The organism is Chryseobacterium viscerum, assembly GCF_025949665.1.
GTDB lineage: Bacteria > Bacteroidota > Bacteroidia > Flavobacteriales > Weeksellaceae > Chryseobacterium > Chryseobacterium viscerum_A.
In genome coordinates this window covers 2,295,237-2,309,871 of record NZ_JAPDFT010000001.1, presented here as the reverse complement: position 1 = coordinate 2,309,871, position 14,635 = coordinate 2,295,237, and the positions used below count along the sequence as shown (strand labels likewise).

General features: G+C 35.1%; 12 protein-coding genes and 1 tRNA gene. 6 read left to right on the top strand and 7 right to left on the bottom strand.

What is annotated here, in order from left to right; translation table 11 throughout:
* Positions 1 to 218 precede the first annotated feature (218 nt).
* Positions 219 to 294 (top strand) — tRNA-Lys (locus tag OL225_RS10545).
* Positions 295 to 502: 208 nt separating this feature from the next.
* On the opposite strand, the gene OL225_RS10540 is transcribed toward OL225_RS10545, so the two are convergent.
* Positions 503 to 979 carry a GNAT family N-acetyltransferase gene (locus tag OL225_RS10540; RefSeq protein ID WP_264518211.1) on the bottom strand — a complete coding sequence of 159 codons (477 nt, stop codon included), beginning with the start codon at positions 977 to 979 and terminating at the stop codon, positions 503 to 505.
* 421 nt (positions 980 to 1,400) lie between these two features.
* On the opposite strand from OL225_RS10540, the gene OL225_RS10535 reads away from it, so the two are divergent.
* From OL225_RS10535 to OL225_RS10525, 3 genes are all read left to right on the top strand, one after another.
* Complete coding sequence (locus tag OL225_RS10535; protein ID WP_264518210.1) at positions 1,401 to 2,891, top strand: tetratricopeptide repeat protein; 1,491 nt, start codon at positions 1,401 to 1,403, stop codon at positions 2,889 to 2,891.
* Between the two features lie 163 nt (positions 2,892 to 3,054).
* Positions 3,055 to 4,479 carry a tetratricopeptide repeat protein gene (locus OL225_RS10530; RefSeq protein WP_264518209.1) on the top strand — a complete coding sequence of 475 codons (1,425 nt, stop codon included), beginning with the start codon at positions 3,055 to 3,057 and terminating at the stop codon, positions 4,477 to 4,479.
* A 644-nt stretch (positions 4,480 to 5,123) separates the two neighbouring features.
* On the top strand, positions 5,124 to 8,126 hold the full coding sequence (locus tag OL225_RS10525) for a reprolysin-like metallopeptidase (RefSeq protein ID WP_264518208.1): 3,003 nt from the start codon (positions 5,124 to 5,126) through the stop codon (positions 8,124 to 8,126).
* A gap of 94 nt (positions 8,127 to 8,220) precedes the next feature.
* Here the strand turns inward: OL225_RS10525 and OL225_RS10520 are convergent, their stop codons facing one another.
* Positions 8,221 to 9,387: an FAD-dependent oxidoreductase gene (locus tag OL225_RS10520; RefSeq protein ID WP_264518207.1), complete on the bottom strand. Its 1,167-nt coding sequence runs from the start codon at positions 9,385 to 9,387 to the stop codon at positions 8,221 to 8,223.
* Positions 9,388 to 9,414: 27 nt separating this feature from the next.
* Positions 9,415 to 10,170 carry a helix-turn-helix domain-containing protein gene (locus OL225_RS10515; RefSeq protein WP_264518206.1) on the bottom strand — a complete coding sequence of 252 codons (756 nt, stop codon included), beginning with the start codon at positions 10,168 to 10,170 and terminating at the stop codon, positions 9,415 to 9,417.
* 276 nt (positions 10,171 to 10,446) lie between these two features.
* Here OL225_RS10515 and OL225_RS10510 point away from each other — a divergent pair, with 276 nt between their 5' ends.
* Both OL225_RS10510 and OL225_RS10505 read left to right on the top strand, forming a co-directional pair.
* A complete protein-coding gene (locus tag OL225_RS10510) occupies positions 10,447 to 11,028 on the top strand; it encodes a Crp/Fnr family transcriptional regulator (protein WP_047375561.1) in 582 nt (193 codons plus the stop codon).
* Positions 11,029 to 11,092: 64 nt separating this feature from the next.
* Positions 11,093 to 12,028: a ketopantoate reductase family protein gene (locus OL225_RS10505; RefSeq protein WP_264518205.1), complete on the top strand. Its 936-nt coding sequence runs from the start codon at positions 11,093 to 11,095 to the stop codon at positions 12,026 to 12,028.
* Positions 12,029 to 12,204: 176 nt separating this feature from the next.
* On the opposite strand, the gene OL225_RS10500 is transcribed toward OL225_RS10505, so the two are convergent.
* The 4 genes from OL225_RS10500 to OL225_RS10485 all read right to left on the bottom strand — a co-directional run bounded on the left by OL225_RS10500 (position 12,205) and on the right by OL225_RS10485 (position 14,500).
* Positions 12,205 to 12,555: a 4Fe-4S dicluster domain-containing protein gene (locus OL225_RS10500; RefSeq protein WP_264518204.1), complete on the bottom strand. Its 351-nt coding sequence runs from the start codon at positions 12,553 to 12,555 to the stop codon at positions 12,205 to 12,207.
* A 206-nt stretch (positions 12,556 to 12,761) separates the two neighbouring features.
* Complete coding sequence (locus OL225_RS10495) at positions 12,762 to 13,346, bottom strand: NADPH-dependent FMN reductase (RefSeq protein ID WP_264518203.1); 585 nt, start codon at positions 13,344 to 13,346, stop codon at positions 12,762 to 12,764.
* Positions 13,347 to 13,349: 3 nt separating this feature from the next.
* Positions 13,350 to 13,850, bottom strand: a complete 501-nt coding sequence (locus tag OL225_RS10490) for a DUF2480 family protein (RefSeq protein WP_047375552.1) — start codon at positions 13,848 to 13,850, stop codon at positions 13,350 to 13,352.
* Positions 13,851 to 13,873: 23 nt separating this feature from the next.
* On the bottom strand, positions 13,874 to 14,500 hold the full coding sequence (locus tag OL225_RS10485) for a superoxide dismutase (RefSeq protein WP_264518202.1): 627 nt from the start codon (positions 14,498 to 14,500) through the stop codon (positions 13,874 to 13,876).
* Between the last annotated feature and the right edge of the window lie 135 nt (positions 14,501 to 14,635).

Here is a 14,635-nt window from a genome sequence, read left to right as displayed (position 1 = left end):
CAATCCATTTTTATTTGAATGATATTTCTATTTCATTTTATGCTATTTGAAATTCAAATGATATAATCCGAAATAGAGCATGAAATTTTTGTCTCTGATACTGTAAAAGTTAGCGTAATTCGGGTTGTAAAATGCCTTGAAAGTATTGTAAATAAAGAAAAACTTTCTATCTTTGCAGTCCCTTAAACAAAGGGATTTACTTAAAAAAGTAAGTGGCCGACTCGGTAGCTCAGCTGGTAGAGCAATACACTTTTAATGTATGGGTCCTGGGTTCGAATCCCAGCCGGGTCACCAAAACCTGTTCAGGTTTTAAACAGTTAAAAAGGCGCATTTTTATGCGCCTTTTCTATTTAATATCATTAATGCTGCGACAGGTTTATGGATTATATATAATCTATGAGCATAGCAGTATTTTATTTATTGCTCAATGGTTCTGAAGCAATAAGCGGAGGAAGACAGGAACAATAAATTTTTCATCATTGAAATTTAATAATAAAAAAATTTACTTAGGAACATATCTCATCCTGATTTCTTCAGGAGAAATAGGAGATATTTCCTGAAATCCTATTTTCCGGTATAGATTGTAAGCCTTATCATTTCCGGGAATAACCTCTAGAAAGATTTCAATACCATTAAATTTTTGAAGGACTTCGGTAATAACAGATTCAATCAATCCCTGGCCAATATTTTTTCCTTGAAACTCTCTTTTTACATACATCTGATAAATACTTCCGGTATTGTTTTCATTTTTAATAAAAGTACAGATACCCACAAGTTCCTGCTGAGCAAAAGCTCCACATACAAATCTTTCCGGTGTTTGTTCTTCAATATCGTTTTCTATCCGAAATTTTTCAATACTAAGAGCTTCCTGATAGGTTGCTCCAAAAGATTCAGGGAATTTTTCCAGACTTTCCAGGCGGATAGCCCTGTAAATTTTACTTTCTTCAGGGATAAGTTTTCTATAATTAATATCTGTCATAGTCATTAGATTAATCATTTTCATTAATATCCGGATACAAATATGTAGATTATTTTGAACTTCTTTTTGGTATGGCCGGTTGAATTTCAACAATTATATTAAAATTTTTAAAACTAAACGATGCATTTGTAACAAATTTCATTTCAGTTAGTCTTATTATAAACAAAAGCAGTCATTTTTTTGATCGGAAAAGGTTATATATTCATCCGGAAAGTTAAAAAAATGTTTGTTTAAGGGGGAATTTTGATACTTTATTTAAATTTTACATTTTTGCAAAATTAACTGCTTATTCCATCATAAGCATGATAAATTATGTATATTTATAACACTTATTGGGGAATAATAATAAAAATAACAGTAGGAATTTATTAACATGTTTCAAAGGAACATGCGTAGGTAGACATAGGGAAAAGTGGTACTGATGGAAAGAATTAATCTGATCATTCTTAAGAATAAAAAAATACATTCAAAGGAAATAAAAAAGATAATAGCCTGTACAATCTGCATAGGGTTATTTTTATGTATGCTTTCGTGCAGCCATGATTCTCAGGATAAAGAAAGAGAAAACTTTGATGTTTCTTTATTAAACCAGACTTCAGACCTTCAGTTGTCAGGGGAGTATGAAGCTCTTGTCCGGCTGAATATAAAATACCTGAAAAAGGCTGCGAAAATGAAGTATAAAGCCGGAAAAGGCCTTTGTTACCTGAATATGGCTGGGGTGAATGTCTCAGCAGGAAATTATGATAAAGCCCGCTTTTTTTTCAACAAAGCAGAGAAAGATTTGAAAAACTCTGAGAATAATTATCATAAAGCAACATTCTATAATGACTACAGCCTGTATTATTCTCATCTTAAAATAAATGATAAGGCTATTGAATGTAATAATAAAGCATTTTACTATTTAAAACAGGCTGCAAAAACTAGTCTTGCCCGAAAACTTCTTCCGAGACTGTACGTGAACAAAGGAATTTACTATGCCTGGAAAGGGTGGTTCGGAACTTCTTTAAAATGTTTTACCAAAGCGAATGTACTTGAAAACTCCGCCTATAGTAATTGTATGGTCGCCCAATACTATTTATTTGTTCACAAGCCTGATTCTGCAGGAATATATATTGAGCGGGCTGATGAGAAAATGCTAAGCCAAAAGACAACTGATGTAGAATCCCTCTGGGTTTATTATACCATGGGTTACTACTATAATGAAGTCAATAACAGTGAGCAGGCTGAGAAAGCACTTAGAAAAGCATTGGACATCAATATTAAAACAAGACGTACTTATTCTTCACATATAAAAGAGGTTTATATGGCACTGGCAGAACTGTATAAGAAAAAGAATGACGGCGGGAAAGCTTATTTCTATCTGAAAAAGTATATGGAAGAAGAAGGTAGATTTGATGCCGCAAGATTTACCGCAATGAATAAAGCAACCGAGGATTTTATTTCTGAAGTAAAACAGGAGTCGGACTGGCATAAAAATGATCTCCCACTATTCATTGCCTTATCTATTGCTGTTCTTACCTTTTCAGGAGTATATGTCCGGAAAATAATTAATAAGTTAAAGCTGAAGAAAAACTCTTTAAAAGAAGAGACAGATGAACTAAAAAACCATGTGGAGACTAAGCAGCTGGAAGAAGTAATAGAGCTTGCCAAACGAAATGATTCTTCTTTTTTATTAAAATTCAAAGAACTATATCCTGATTTTATAAAATCACTTCTGAAAATCAATCCTGACCTTGAAAACTCAGAACTGGCTTTCTGTGCCATGCTGAGACTTCGTTTTTCTGCTAAAGAAATTGCAGACTATACTTTTGTACAGCACAGATCTGTACAGCAGAAAAAATACAGAATAAGAAAAAGACTGAATATTCCCGGAGAAACAGATACTTATGACTTTTTTGAAAACTTAACATAATAAGAATATTTCTTCACAATAAAAGATGCCGGATTCTGTTTTATAAAAAATTTTATTGTTGATCTCGCCAGAAGTATCATTAAAAAAATAGAAGAGAATGCATTCTGAGAGATCATTATTAAATCATAATTTATACAGAAATTTAGCTTAAATAAAGAAACATATGATACGTATTTTTCTTATTGTTTTACTTATTATTTTAGTTTCTTGCCATTCTCATTCAAAGAAAGAGGCTGAAAAGAAATTTGATATTTCTTTGCTGAAGCAGAATGAGAAATTCAGAGTGGCCGGAGAATATGACTCTCTGATCAATCTCAATAAAAGGTATTACAAATTAGCCGATAAAATAAATTATGCGGATGGAAAAGCACTATGCTACATCAATCTGGCTGAACTTAATATTTCATTAGAAAATTTTCAGAAATCTCAGATTCTTTTTGATAATGCAAAAGAAATTCTGGATCATTCAGAAGATAATTTACATAAGGCCAGATTTTATAATGTTTATGGCCGGTTCAATATAGAACTCCGAAGGGTTGACAAAGCTTTTCAATATAATAATGAAGCGATGAGCCTGATACAGAAAAGCAGTCAATCTGAGCTTAAAAATGATCTTCTTTTCAGTATCTATTTCAGACAGGCTATTTATTTTATCCAAAAAAAGAATTACGAAAAAGCACTCGAATATTTTCACAGGGCAAAAAAAATGGATAATACAGGTCTTACCGATTGTGCTATAGGGGATTATGTTTATATGCATAAGAATAAAGACTCTGCATACAAATATGTAACTACTGCTTATAATAAAGCTATTATAAGAGGAAAAGAAGATGGAATTGCCTTGTATGCCAATACGATTATGGGAGAATATTTTCTTACCAACAAACAATATGATAAGGCAGAAGAGACACTTAAGAAAGCCTTGAAGATCAATGAAAAAACCAAACGCATCTATGCCTATTACGGCAAGTACATCTATAATGATCTCAGAATGTTGTATGAGCGCAGAGGAGATAAAGAAAAAGCATACCTTTATTTGAAAGCATATACAGACGCTTATTATAAAACCAACACATCTTTACTGGCTACAATTAATCAGGATATGGAATCTTTTATTACGGGAGCTCGCCAGGATGAAGCCCATCATAAAAGTAAAATATACTGGATTATCTTTCTGTCATTGGCAGGTCTTTCTCTGCTGGGATTGTATGCCTGGAGAATTATCAGTGCTTTGGGAAAAAGAAAAGAGGTACTCACTATAGAAGCCGAAAATCTGAAAATCAGGATGAATGACAATAAACAGGAAGAGATCATAGAACTTGGTAAAAAGAATGATCCTGAATTTCTGAATCGGTTTAAAGAAGCTTATCCTGAATTTATAGATCGACTTTTAACGATCAATCCCGGTCTTGAAAGCTCTGAATTAATTTTTTGTGCGATGCTGAAACTTCATTTTACCTCCAAAGAAATTGCAAATTATACTTTGGTTCAGCACAGAAGTGTTCAGCAGAAAAAATACAGAATAAGAAAGAAACTGAATATTCCCGGAGAAACAGATATTTATCATTTCTTTGATACTTTGAAATAATTCCAAAAAAAAACTGTCTGATTCATCATGTCAGACAGTACTCGAAATATTCTCTTTTCACCACTTGGAATTTTTTTGTGGTCTCTTGTTCAAATATGAAAATTTTTAACGAAAACAAGAAAAAAAGCTATACTACACAAATACTACATCATATATTTTGGTTTTTAATTGATTGATAATTAGTTAATTATGTTTCCTGTTGAATTTGTAGATATATTTTAAAAAAAAGACTAAACAATTTTAAGCAAGCCTTTTTTTTCGCTTTTGTTTTTAAATAATAAACTCTTTTAAGATGTTTTTTAGTCTGATTTTCAATGTTTTTTTCCATCAGTATTTTGATAAGAACACTCAAATAATTTTATCTTTTCAAAACCTTTAAAGATTAATAAATAATTATGGTTAAAATATAAATTACTGATATTTAATTATTTATAACAGTGTTGTATCTATGTAGTATTACCTTTTTTTGTTTTTTATTCAAAAAATATAAGCTTTGTGAAGAGTTTTATTATGAATGTCATATGATATATTTTGTTTTATTGAATTTATGGTAATAGTTGATAGTGTTTTTAAAAAACCAATTCAGAATAATCCTTTCAATAAAAATTGCAATGTATTCTCCCAAAATTACTTTAAATAGTTATATGAAAAAAAGAATTTTATTAGTTTGCGCGTTAGCGTCTTGTTTTACGGTTTTCAATGCTCAGAGATGGGAATCTGTCTCTCAAAAAACCTCACAGATAAGAAAAGGAGTAGATGTACAGCATTCTTACAGAGTGGATCTGAAGTCTCTTAGAGAGATGCTGAAAAATGCTGAAGAAACGGGAAAAAATGCACGCCCTGTCATTGTTTCCTTACCAACAGTAGAAGGAAAGATTGAAAGGTTTGCTGTCTATAGCAATCCAGTAATGGATAAATCACTTGTAGACAAATATCAGCTAGGATCTTATGTGGGAGTTGGTGTAGATGATTCTTCTAAATATTTAAGATTCAGTACTTCTCCAACGGATATGCAGTCTATGATTATTAAAGATGGTGTATTTCAGTTTATAGAACCGATAAGTGCCGATAAACAGACTTATGGAGTATTTTATAAAACAAAGAATGAAGGAGAGCATGGTTTTAAATGTGATACAGGAGAACATGATTTTAAGGATATTAATAAGTTGGTAGCGAATGGTAAAAAAATGCTTTCCGGAGTTGGAATTACGAGCAGACCCACCAATACGAAATACAGAAATTTTAGAATGGCATTGTCCGTTACCGGAGAATACAGCCAGTACCAATTAACAGCAGCAGGTACTCCTGCTAATGCCACGGATGATGTAAAAAAAGGAGTTGTTTTGGCAGCAATGAACAATACAATGACCCGCATAAATGGTGTTTTTGAACGTGATTTTGGTGCTCATTTAACAGTTCAGAACCTTCCTCAGCTTATTTATCTTGATGCTGCATCTGATCCTTATACAAATAATTTAAACCTTCAACTACAACAGACGCTTACTTCTGAAGTAGGAAATGCTAACTATGATATTGGGCATGTTCTTAATCAAAATGCAGAAAGAAGCGGAAATGCAGGAGGAATTGGAATTGTTTGTACAGATCCTGCAAATAATACAGATATAAAAAAAGGTTCTGCTTTCACACAAGGGCCTATCCCGGTAGGTGAAGTTTTTGACTTTACCGCAGCACATGAAATGGGACATCAGCTGGGTGCTAACCACACATTTTCAAATACTTCTGCTACAGATGCAAATCAGGGAGCGAATGTAGAACCAGGAGGCGGAACAACCATTATGGGATATGCAGGGATTACCTACGATAATGTGCAGGCTAATGCAGATGGATATTTTCATTACAAGTCAATTGATCAGGTGCTGACTAATTTAGAGAACAAACCTAACTGTGGAACATCTCAAAATATTACTAATAATACAGCTCCGGCAATTAATCCATTGTCAGCTTATAGCATTCCTAAAGGAACGGCTTATTATCTTGAAGCTTCTGCTACAGATGCTGAAAATGATTCTGTAAACTATACCTGGGAACAGAATGACAGTACAGATGAGTTTTCTACGATCTCAGGAGATAGCGGATGGGGATATAATCCTAAAGGTACCTTAACAAGATCAGTTCCTGGTACACCAGCCGGAAGAAGATATTTTCCTAAGTTGGAGACTGTGATGAGCGGAACACTTACAGATAAGCAAGGATGGGAAACTGTATCGTATATTCCAAGAACATTGAATTATGCAGTAACGGTAAGAGATCTGAACGCTCAGCGCCCAATGGTTTCAACTTCTACAACTACAGTGACAGTTGGGAATGATGGGCCTTTCAAATTCAATGGGCTTACTACATCCTCTGTATTATATAATGATGCTGTAAATACAATCTATTGGGACGTTGCCAATACGAATGCAGCACCTTATAATACAACAAGTGTGAAAATAGATTATACTACAGATAATGGTACAACCTGGACAAATCTTATTGCAGCAACTCCTAACACCGGAAGCTATAGCGCACAAATGCCGGGTAATCTAAGTGGGGCTGTAAAGCTAAGAGTTTCAGCTGTAGGTAATGTATTTTACGCAGTATCTCCTTCAATTACTATTGGTAGTGCCCCTACATCTAATACATCTGCTCCTACAGGTATTGCGGCTATTGATACTGAAATTTTCAAAACAACTGCACGAGTGTCATGGAACAGTGTTCCGGGAGCTACTTATTCTGTTAATTACAGAAAGACAGGAACAGCAAACTGGTCTAATGCGGTTAGCCAGGCTAATTCTGTAGTTCTGAATAATTTAGAAGATGAAACCAATTATGAGGTTCAGGTTGCTGCGGTAGTTAACTCTGTTGCCGGGACTTTTTCTAATAATTATACATTTAAAACGAAAGGATTAAAGACTGGAGTAGATTATTGTATATTAAACTCAGGATCACCTTACTTAGGGGCAATTTTGAAAGTTGCAGTTGCTAATATTAATTATACTGATCTTACAGCAAGATCTTATAAAGATTTAAGTGAGGATCCAAGCAAGATTGTTAATTTGACACAAGGTAATACCTATACAATTTCACCAAACATAGGGAATTTATTACAAGACGGTATGCCGGTAAATTTATCTGTATGGATTGATTACAATAGAAATGGAACTTTCGAAACATCAGAAAGAGTTGCTCAGGCATCCGGGACGTCCCCTAAAGGGAATGTTGGAATGGGTAATATTAACTTTACAGTTCCATCAACTAGCTATGCCGGAGATAAGTTGTTACGAATGAGAATTATTGGTAAATATTCAACGACAGCTTTGGCTAATGTATGTGGTGAACTGGCAAGCGGTGCAGGTGGTATTATGGATCTTCCCGTGAAAATTACAGCCAATACGCTCGCTGTGAGAGAAGCAGCGGAAACCAAATCTTCAGACATAACTATTTACCCTAATCCTGCAGATACATTTGTAGAAGTGAAAAACCTTAAAGGTAAAGCAGATTACAAAATCTACAGCGCAGATGGAAGATTAGTTCAGGAAGGTAAAATTGAAGGTAAGATCAACGTTGCTTCTTTGGTAAAAGGAATGTATGTGATCACTATAAAAGATGACAAGAATACTTATAATACTAAGTTAATCAAGAAATAACACAAATGAATCTCCGCATCAGGATCTAAAACGCGGAGAGAAAAAAGGTTTATTAAACCTAAAAAGGCTGTCTCTGGTTGAGGCAGCCTTTTGTTTATGATGAAGTCAGGTGACCATTAAAGAAGTCGAGCATGGTTGCTAATGACTTTTCAGAATGCATCCGTTCTCCGTTTTCAAGGGATTCCTGCGTGGAAATGGCTGCTCTTTTGCGCATATGATGTTCATAGCCGGAAATGGCGTCCTGTAATGTGCTGTAATTATTACTTGTTAAATATTCGCTCAGTTCAAGGGCATCCAGCATAGCCATATTAGCACCTTCTCCTGCAAATGGAGGCATTACGTGTGCGGCGTCACCAATAAGTGTTAGATTAGGTTGTGCTTCCCAGGTCTGATCTGAAGGCATAGAGTAGATCAACCGTGGTATAAACGGAGTTACAGCATTTTCAAACAATTCATCCCAGATAGGGCTCCACCCGGAATATTCTGTTTTGAACCATTTCAGTACCTGTGAATGATCAGAAAAATCAAGACCACTGTCAGCGGGCCAGTTTTCATCCGCTTTAAAGCTTGCATAAAATCCAAGATCTCCGTTACCTTTCTGGCCAAGCAGAATATTTTTGGTATTTCCGAATGCCATTATTTTTCCACCCTTAATGATGGCATCAATCTGAGGTGCTTTTTCTTTTGAAACACTGCCTTCCAGCATGATGATTCCGGAGTAAATTGGTTTAATATCAGTAAGATATGGCCGTATTTTAGAATTGGCTCCATCACTGGCAATAACAAGGTCTGCATATTCTGAAGTACCGTTTTTAAAATGCAGAAGCCATCCTTCATTTTGACGTTCCATCGTGAGAAAATGACTGTCCCAGACTACGGTTTCAGGATGTAATGATTCTAAAAGCATATTCCTTAGAGGTCCACGGTCTATTTCAGGGCGGAAATGTTCATGTCCAAAATCTTCTTCAGGTTTTGTTTCATGGTCATTAAAAAATATTTCTGCCTTTTCATTCATTATCAGCATCCTGTCTGCTCCGGGGCGGAAGGTCTTTTTAAATTCCTCCAGTAGTTCTGCTTTGCGTATGGCTGCCAGCCCCGAATCTTCATGCATATCAAGAGGTGAGCCCTGTACCCGTGCATTTTTATTGAAATCTCTTTCATATACTTTTACGTCTGCACCTTTCAACTGTAAAAGTCTTGCCAGTGTAAGTCCTGCGGGACCGCCGCCAACGATTGCTATTGATTTATTGTCTATCAGCATTGTTAATTTAAATTTTACAATGCAAATTTATTTTCCTTTCAACACTGATAATAGTACAAATCGGTCGTTTTTATTTTTAGATAATTCTTTAGGAGCAACTCCTGAAAATTTCTTCACTTCCTTGATGAAATGATTCTGATCGGTATAATTGAGTTCAGGAAAGAGCCTTCCTTGTGCTATATGTTCCAATGACGCTCTGAAACGCAAGATAGTAGAGTAGGCTTTTAATGACAAACCAAGTTGTTTGGTAAAATAGCGGTTGATCTGCCTGCTGCTCCAGCCTGTTTTTTCAGAAAGTTCTTGTACACTCATTTCACCTTTTGAGGTATAAACCAATTCAAAAAGCCACTGTTTTCTTTCATCAATCTTTTGAGGAAGCAGTTCTTTTATTTTTTGAGTTGCTTTTGTGCTGCAATGGTTAAAATCCTTTATATCATCAGCTTTAAAATTCCAGAAATCAGGAGAAAGTTCTTTTCCGATATTCAATAAATCTGCGATGGAAGTATTCAGAATATATTCAACAGCAAGTGGTTTAAAGCTGACGATAAATGCAGTTGTATGGGGAGCTATGTACCTTTGTTCAGGATAAGTTTCCAGTCCGAGAAGGGTAATATGAAAAGGTTCTGAAGCTGATTGTGAGAAAAATAAATCAATTCTTCCATCAGGAATAATCACGACTTCTTTAGCTTCATCTGAAAGGTTCTGAAAAGTTCCCAGATTTTCAACGAAATCTGCGATCTCTTTATCAGGTTCGATGAAATTATAAATGAAGCCATTGTCCATAATGATTTCCTTTTGCAGGCTATTTTTTGCTGAAGAAAAAGTACAAAATTTGTTATAAACTACCAAGATATTCTTTATTGTACAGGATTGATTAAAACAAACATTAAGGTTTTCAGTACAATAATAACCGATTACTTTTATTTAAAGATAAAAATGTAAAAGCTTATTGGATAATATTCTAGAATTAAAAGCTTTTGCGCTTTACTTCAAGGTTTTTAAATACTATTTTTGTTACAGATAGTTTTTAAAACTAAATGTATAATAGCTCTTATTCTCATGGACAAATCATCAATTAACACTTACTTTCATTCTTTATTCAGTATCAAAGCTGAGGTGGTTGAAAAAATTACTGAAAAATTCAGCCATTTTGAGTTAAAAGCCAATACTGTTTTGCTGGATAAAGATGCCATCAGTACCAATACATACTTTCTGGAGAAAGGTTATGTCCGGTCGTATATATTGAATGAGGATAATGAGGAGATAACCACCAATATTTATACAGCCCCCTGTTTTGTTAATGATTTTCTGTCTTTTTTCAAACAACAGCCTACCAAAGAAATATACCAGACCGTGACTGAATGTGTTTTCTGGGAAACAGGATTGGAAAATGTACAGCATAACTTCCATAATATTCCTGAATTCAGAGAGTTTAGCAGACTTCTTTTTGTCCTGAATTACTATAATATTCACGACAGACTGATAGAAATGGCCAGTCAGAAGGCTTCTACAAGATATTTTAATCTGATGAAGAAAGATCCGGATATTTTTCAGCATGTTCCTTTGAAGATAATTGCTTCTTATCTGGGGATCAAAGACAGTTCACTGAGCCGGATCAGAAGAGATATTCATAAAATTTAATTTCTTTTCATTTGTCAAGTGATATTTCAGAAATCATCACTGATCTTTGCTAAAAAATAATTTCATGAACAAAAAGCATATTGTCGTTGTAGGATTAGGTGGAGTAGGTGGTTACTTTGGTTTTAAAATAAATCAGGCCAATGAAGCTTCCGGAAAATATACTGTTTCTTTTGTTGCCCGCGGAGAAACCTATGAAAAAGTAAAAGAAAACGGATTGACTCTGCTGTCTCCCGAACATTCCAATAGCCAAACGCATCCTGATGCTGTTGAAGAAAATATCAGTGATATTCAAAATCCTGATCTGGTGCTGATTTGTGTAAAAGAATATGATCTTGAAAATGTATGTAAGCAGCTGCTGCCAGTCATCAATAAAGACACGATATTGCTTCCTATGATGAACGGTGCAGATATCTATGACAGAATACGTAAAATAATTCCTGAGCATACGGTTCTCCCAACCTGCATCTATGTAGCTTCTCATATTAAAGAAAGAGGAACTGTAGAGCATAAAGGAAAAGCCGGAAAAATGATTGTGGGAAGAGATCATCAGCATTTCTCTACATCGGTAGAATGGATTACAGAGCTGTTGAATGAAAGTAAAATTGATTTTGATTTTAAAGACAATTCATTATCGGATATCTGGACGAAATTTATTTTCATTGCCAGTTTCGGATTGGTAACAGCTAAGCATAATTCATCTATCGGGGCGGTATGCACAAATGAGCAGCAAAAATATGAAGCCACCGAAATTATGAAAGAAATAAAGCAGATTGCAGTTCAAAAAGGAATTTTCCTTCAGGACGATATCATCGATGAAACTTTTGAAAAAGCATCTACATTTCCTTTTGAAACCCCGACTTCTTTACAGCTGGATATTCATTCAGGAAAGAAAGAGAATGAGCTGGAATTATTTGCAGGAGCTGTTTTAAAATATGGGGCAGAACTTGGTATTGAAACTCCTTTTACTCAAAAAATCTACACGGAGATTAAAGAAAAATAGATTTGGGCTAAAGCCGAATGAAAAAGAAGGATAAAAAGGCGGGTTAAAACCCGCCTCTATTGAAAATTAAATATAAAAGATAGAAATTTCTTAAGAATTCCCGGATTCCATTCACAGTTGATCACATTGCAGAGTTCTAATCACAAAATAAAACTGATGCACGCTAGTGTCAACTTTTAAGCATTGTGCATGAACTTCTGCCGGTCTAATAATATTTCATCCGTTTCGCGGTGATCAGGATCATCTATACAACAATCTACCGGACATACAGCCTTGCACTGGGGTTCTTCATGAAACCCCTTACATTCCGTACATTTTCCGGATACGATATAGTAAACTTCGTCTGAAACAGCTTCATTATAAGTATCAGCATCAGCTTCCGTACCGTCTGGGAATGTTATATGACCTGAAAGTTTTGTTTTGTCTTTCCAGCGCCAGTCGATGGCTCCTTCGTAAATGGCCGAATTGGGACATTCAGGTTCACAGGCCCCGCAATTGATACATGCATCCGTTATTTTTATAGCCATATTATGTATGTTTAGAAGGTTTTAAAAAGGGATTTCTTTAACGTTGAATGGTTCGGAAATCCCTGCTAAACTTAATTACAGCAGTTCAACACTGTTCTTTGAAAATAAGCAGCATAAAGCGTGCTAATTTTTATTTTTAAATCATTAATCTTCAGTAATTTCTGCCTTAAGCCTATCAATATGAGCTGTAAACTGAATCTGGCAGGTTAATCTGCTGGGCTTATTAAATCTGAAGAATTCAGGCTTTCTATTTTTCTTGAGGTTGCAATACTGATAAGTTTATCAAACTTACCGGAATAGAGTTCCGAAATTTCAGTTGAATGTTCCGGATCAAATAATGATGATCTCACAATAGGAACACTGAATGGTAATGGCCATGCTCTTAGTGACTTGGCGATAGAGTCCATGGTATTGATTCCCTGCATGGCCTGAAGACCATCTGCCCAGCATACCAGTCCGACAGTTTTATCCGTGAGGTAAGGTTCGTATCTGTTGGCAGTCACTTCAAGCCAGTCCAGACAGTTTTTCATCACGCCCGGAATACTGCCATGGTAAAGCGGAGCCAGCCAGATATGCAGCTCAGCATCGGTAAACATCTGGGTCATGCGCTCTACAGCCAAAGGAGTTTTGGTAAGTGTAATATCAAATAGCGGAATACCGGAATCAGCGAGAGTAAAAATATCAGTATGAATTCCCCGTATTTTCAGACGTTCTGAAAAATAGTTGGAAATCAGTCCGGAAGTAGATTGTGTTCTTCTTTCCAGAGATCCGTTGAATATGATTGCTTTCATTTTTTATTGTTTAAAAATTACTTTGGGTAATCCTATCTCACCATACATCAGTGTTTTTACCAAAGGTTTCAGAAGTCCTGCAGCTAATAAATAGAGCGCGGGATCATGATTGGTACTTGCACGAACGACTACTTTCTGATTTCTGTAATGTTTCAGGTCCGCATAGATGAGACGGCGTTTCCAAAGATCGAGCAGAACAGTTTCTGCATTGTTCAAATCGGCATAAGAAGCATAAGGAGATAGTTTTTCCATGATTAGCATATAGGCCCAGGGCGGGATAATGGCATCTGTAGAACAGATGATTCCTACTGCTTTTTCGTTATAGACAGAAAAATCCACCGCAGCAATTGATTCTTTAAACTCTTTCTCCTTGACAATCATTCCCATGAAGAGATGATCTTTGATATCCAGTTCCACAATTTCCGTTGTGGGTTTGTAATCTGAAAGATCAAGGGCAATAATACCTGAAGCTTTTGCTTTATTGATAAAATTTTCCTCAGTCATAGTTTATTTACATTAAGTGTTAATTATCTTACTTTTGATAAAGCCTCTTCATATTTTTTCTCAACAGCAGACCAATTCAGCACAGACCAGAAAGAATCCAGATAATCTGCCCTTTTATTCTGATAATTCAGATAATATGCATGTTCCCACACATCTATCCCAAGAATAGGGAAGCCTCTGTTTGTTGAAAGAACATCCATCATCGGATTATCCTGATTAGGAGTAGAACTGATAGCCAGTGATCCGTTGAATTTTACAAAAAGCCATACCCATCCTGAACCGAACTGAGATAAGCCTGTTTTTTTCATTTCTGCTTTAAGGTTCTCAAGGCTTCCAAAAGTTGCAATGACAGCATCATTAAGGGTACCTTCAGGATTAAGTTTAGGTTGTGGAGAAAGAATTTCCCAGAATAAAGAGTGGTTATAATGTCCCCCGCCATTATTTCTTACAGCAGGGCTGTATTCACTTACTCTTTGCAGTAAAGAATCAAGATCGGGATTGGTTTCATTGGTTTGTGACAGTGCAGTATTCAGATTATCTACATATGCCTGATGATGTTTCTGATGGTGAATTGTCATTGTTTCTTTATCTATAAAAGGCTCCAAAGTATCATAAGCATAAGGTAACTGAGGTAATGTAAATGGGTTCATCGTATTTATTTTTTTGATTATTATAGGACAAAGGTAAAAATTTATTTAAATAAAACAACATTTTGGTTGTTTTATTGATTGCGTTGCTTTAAAAGATAACAGTTTGTAAATGTTTGATTTAGTTACTTTTTTTGG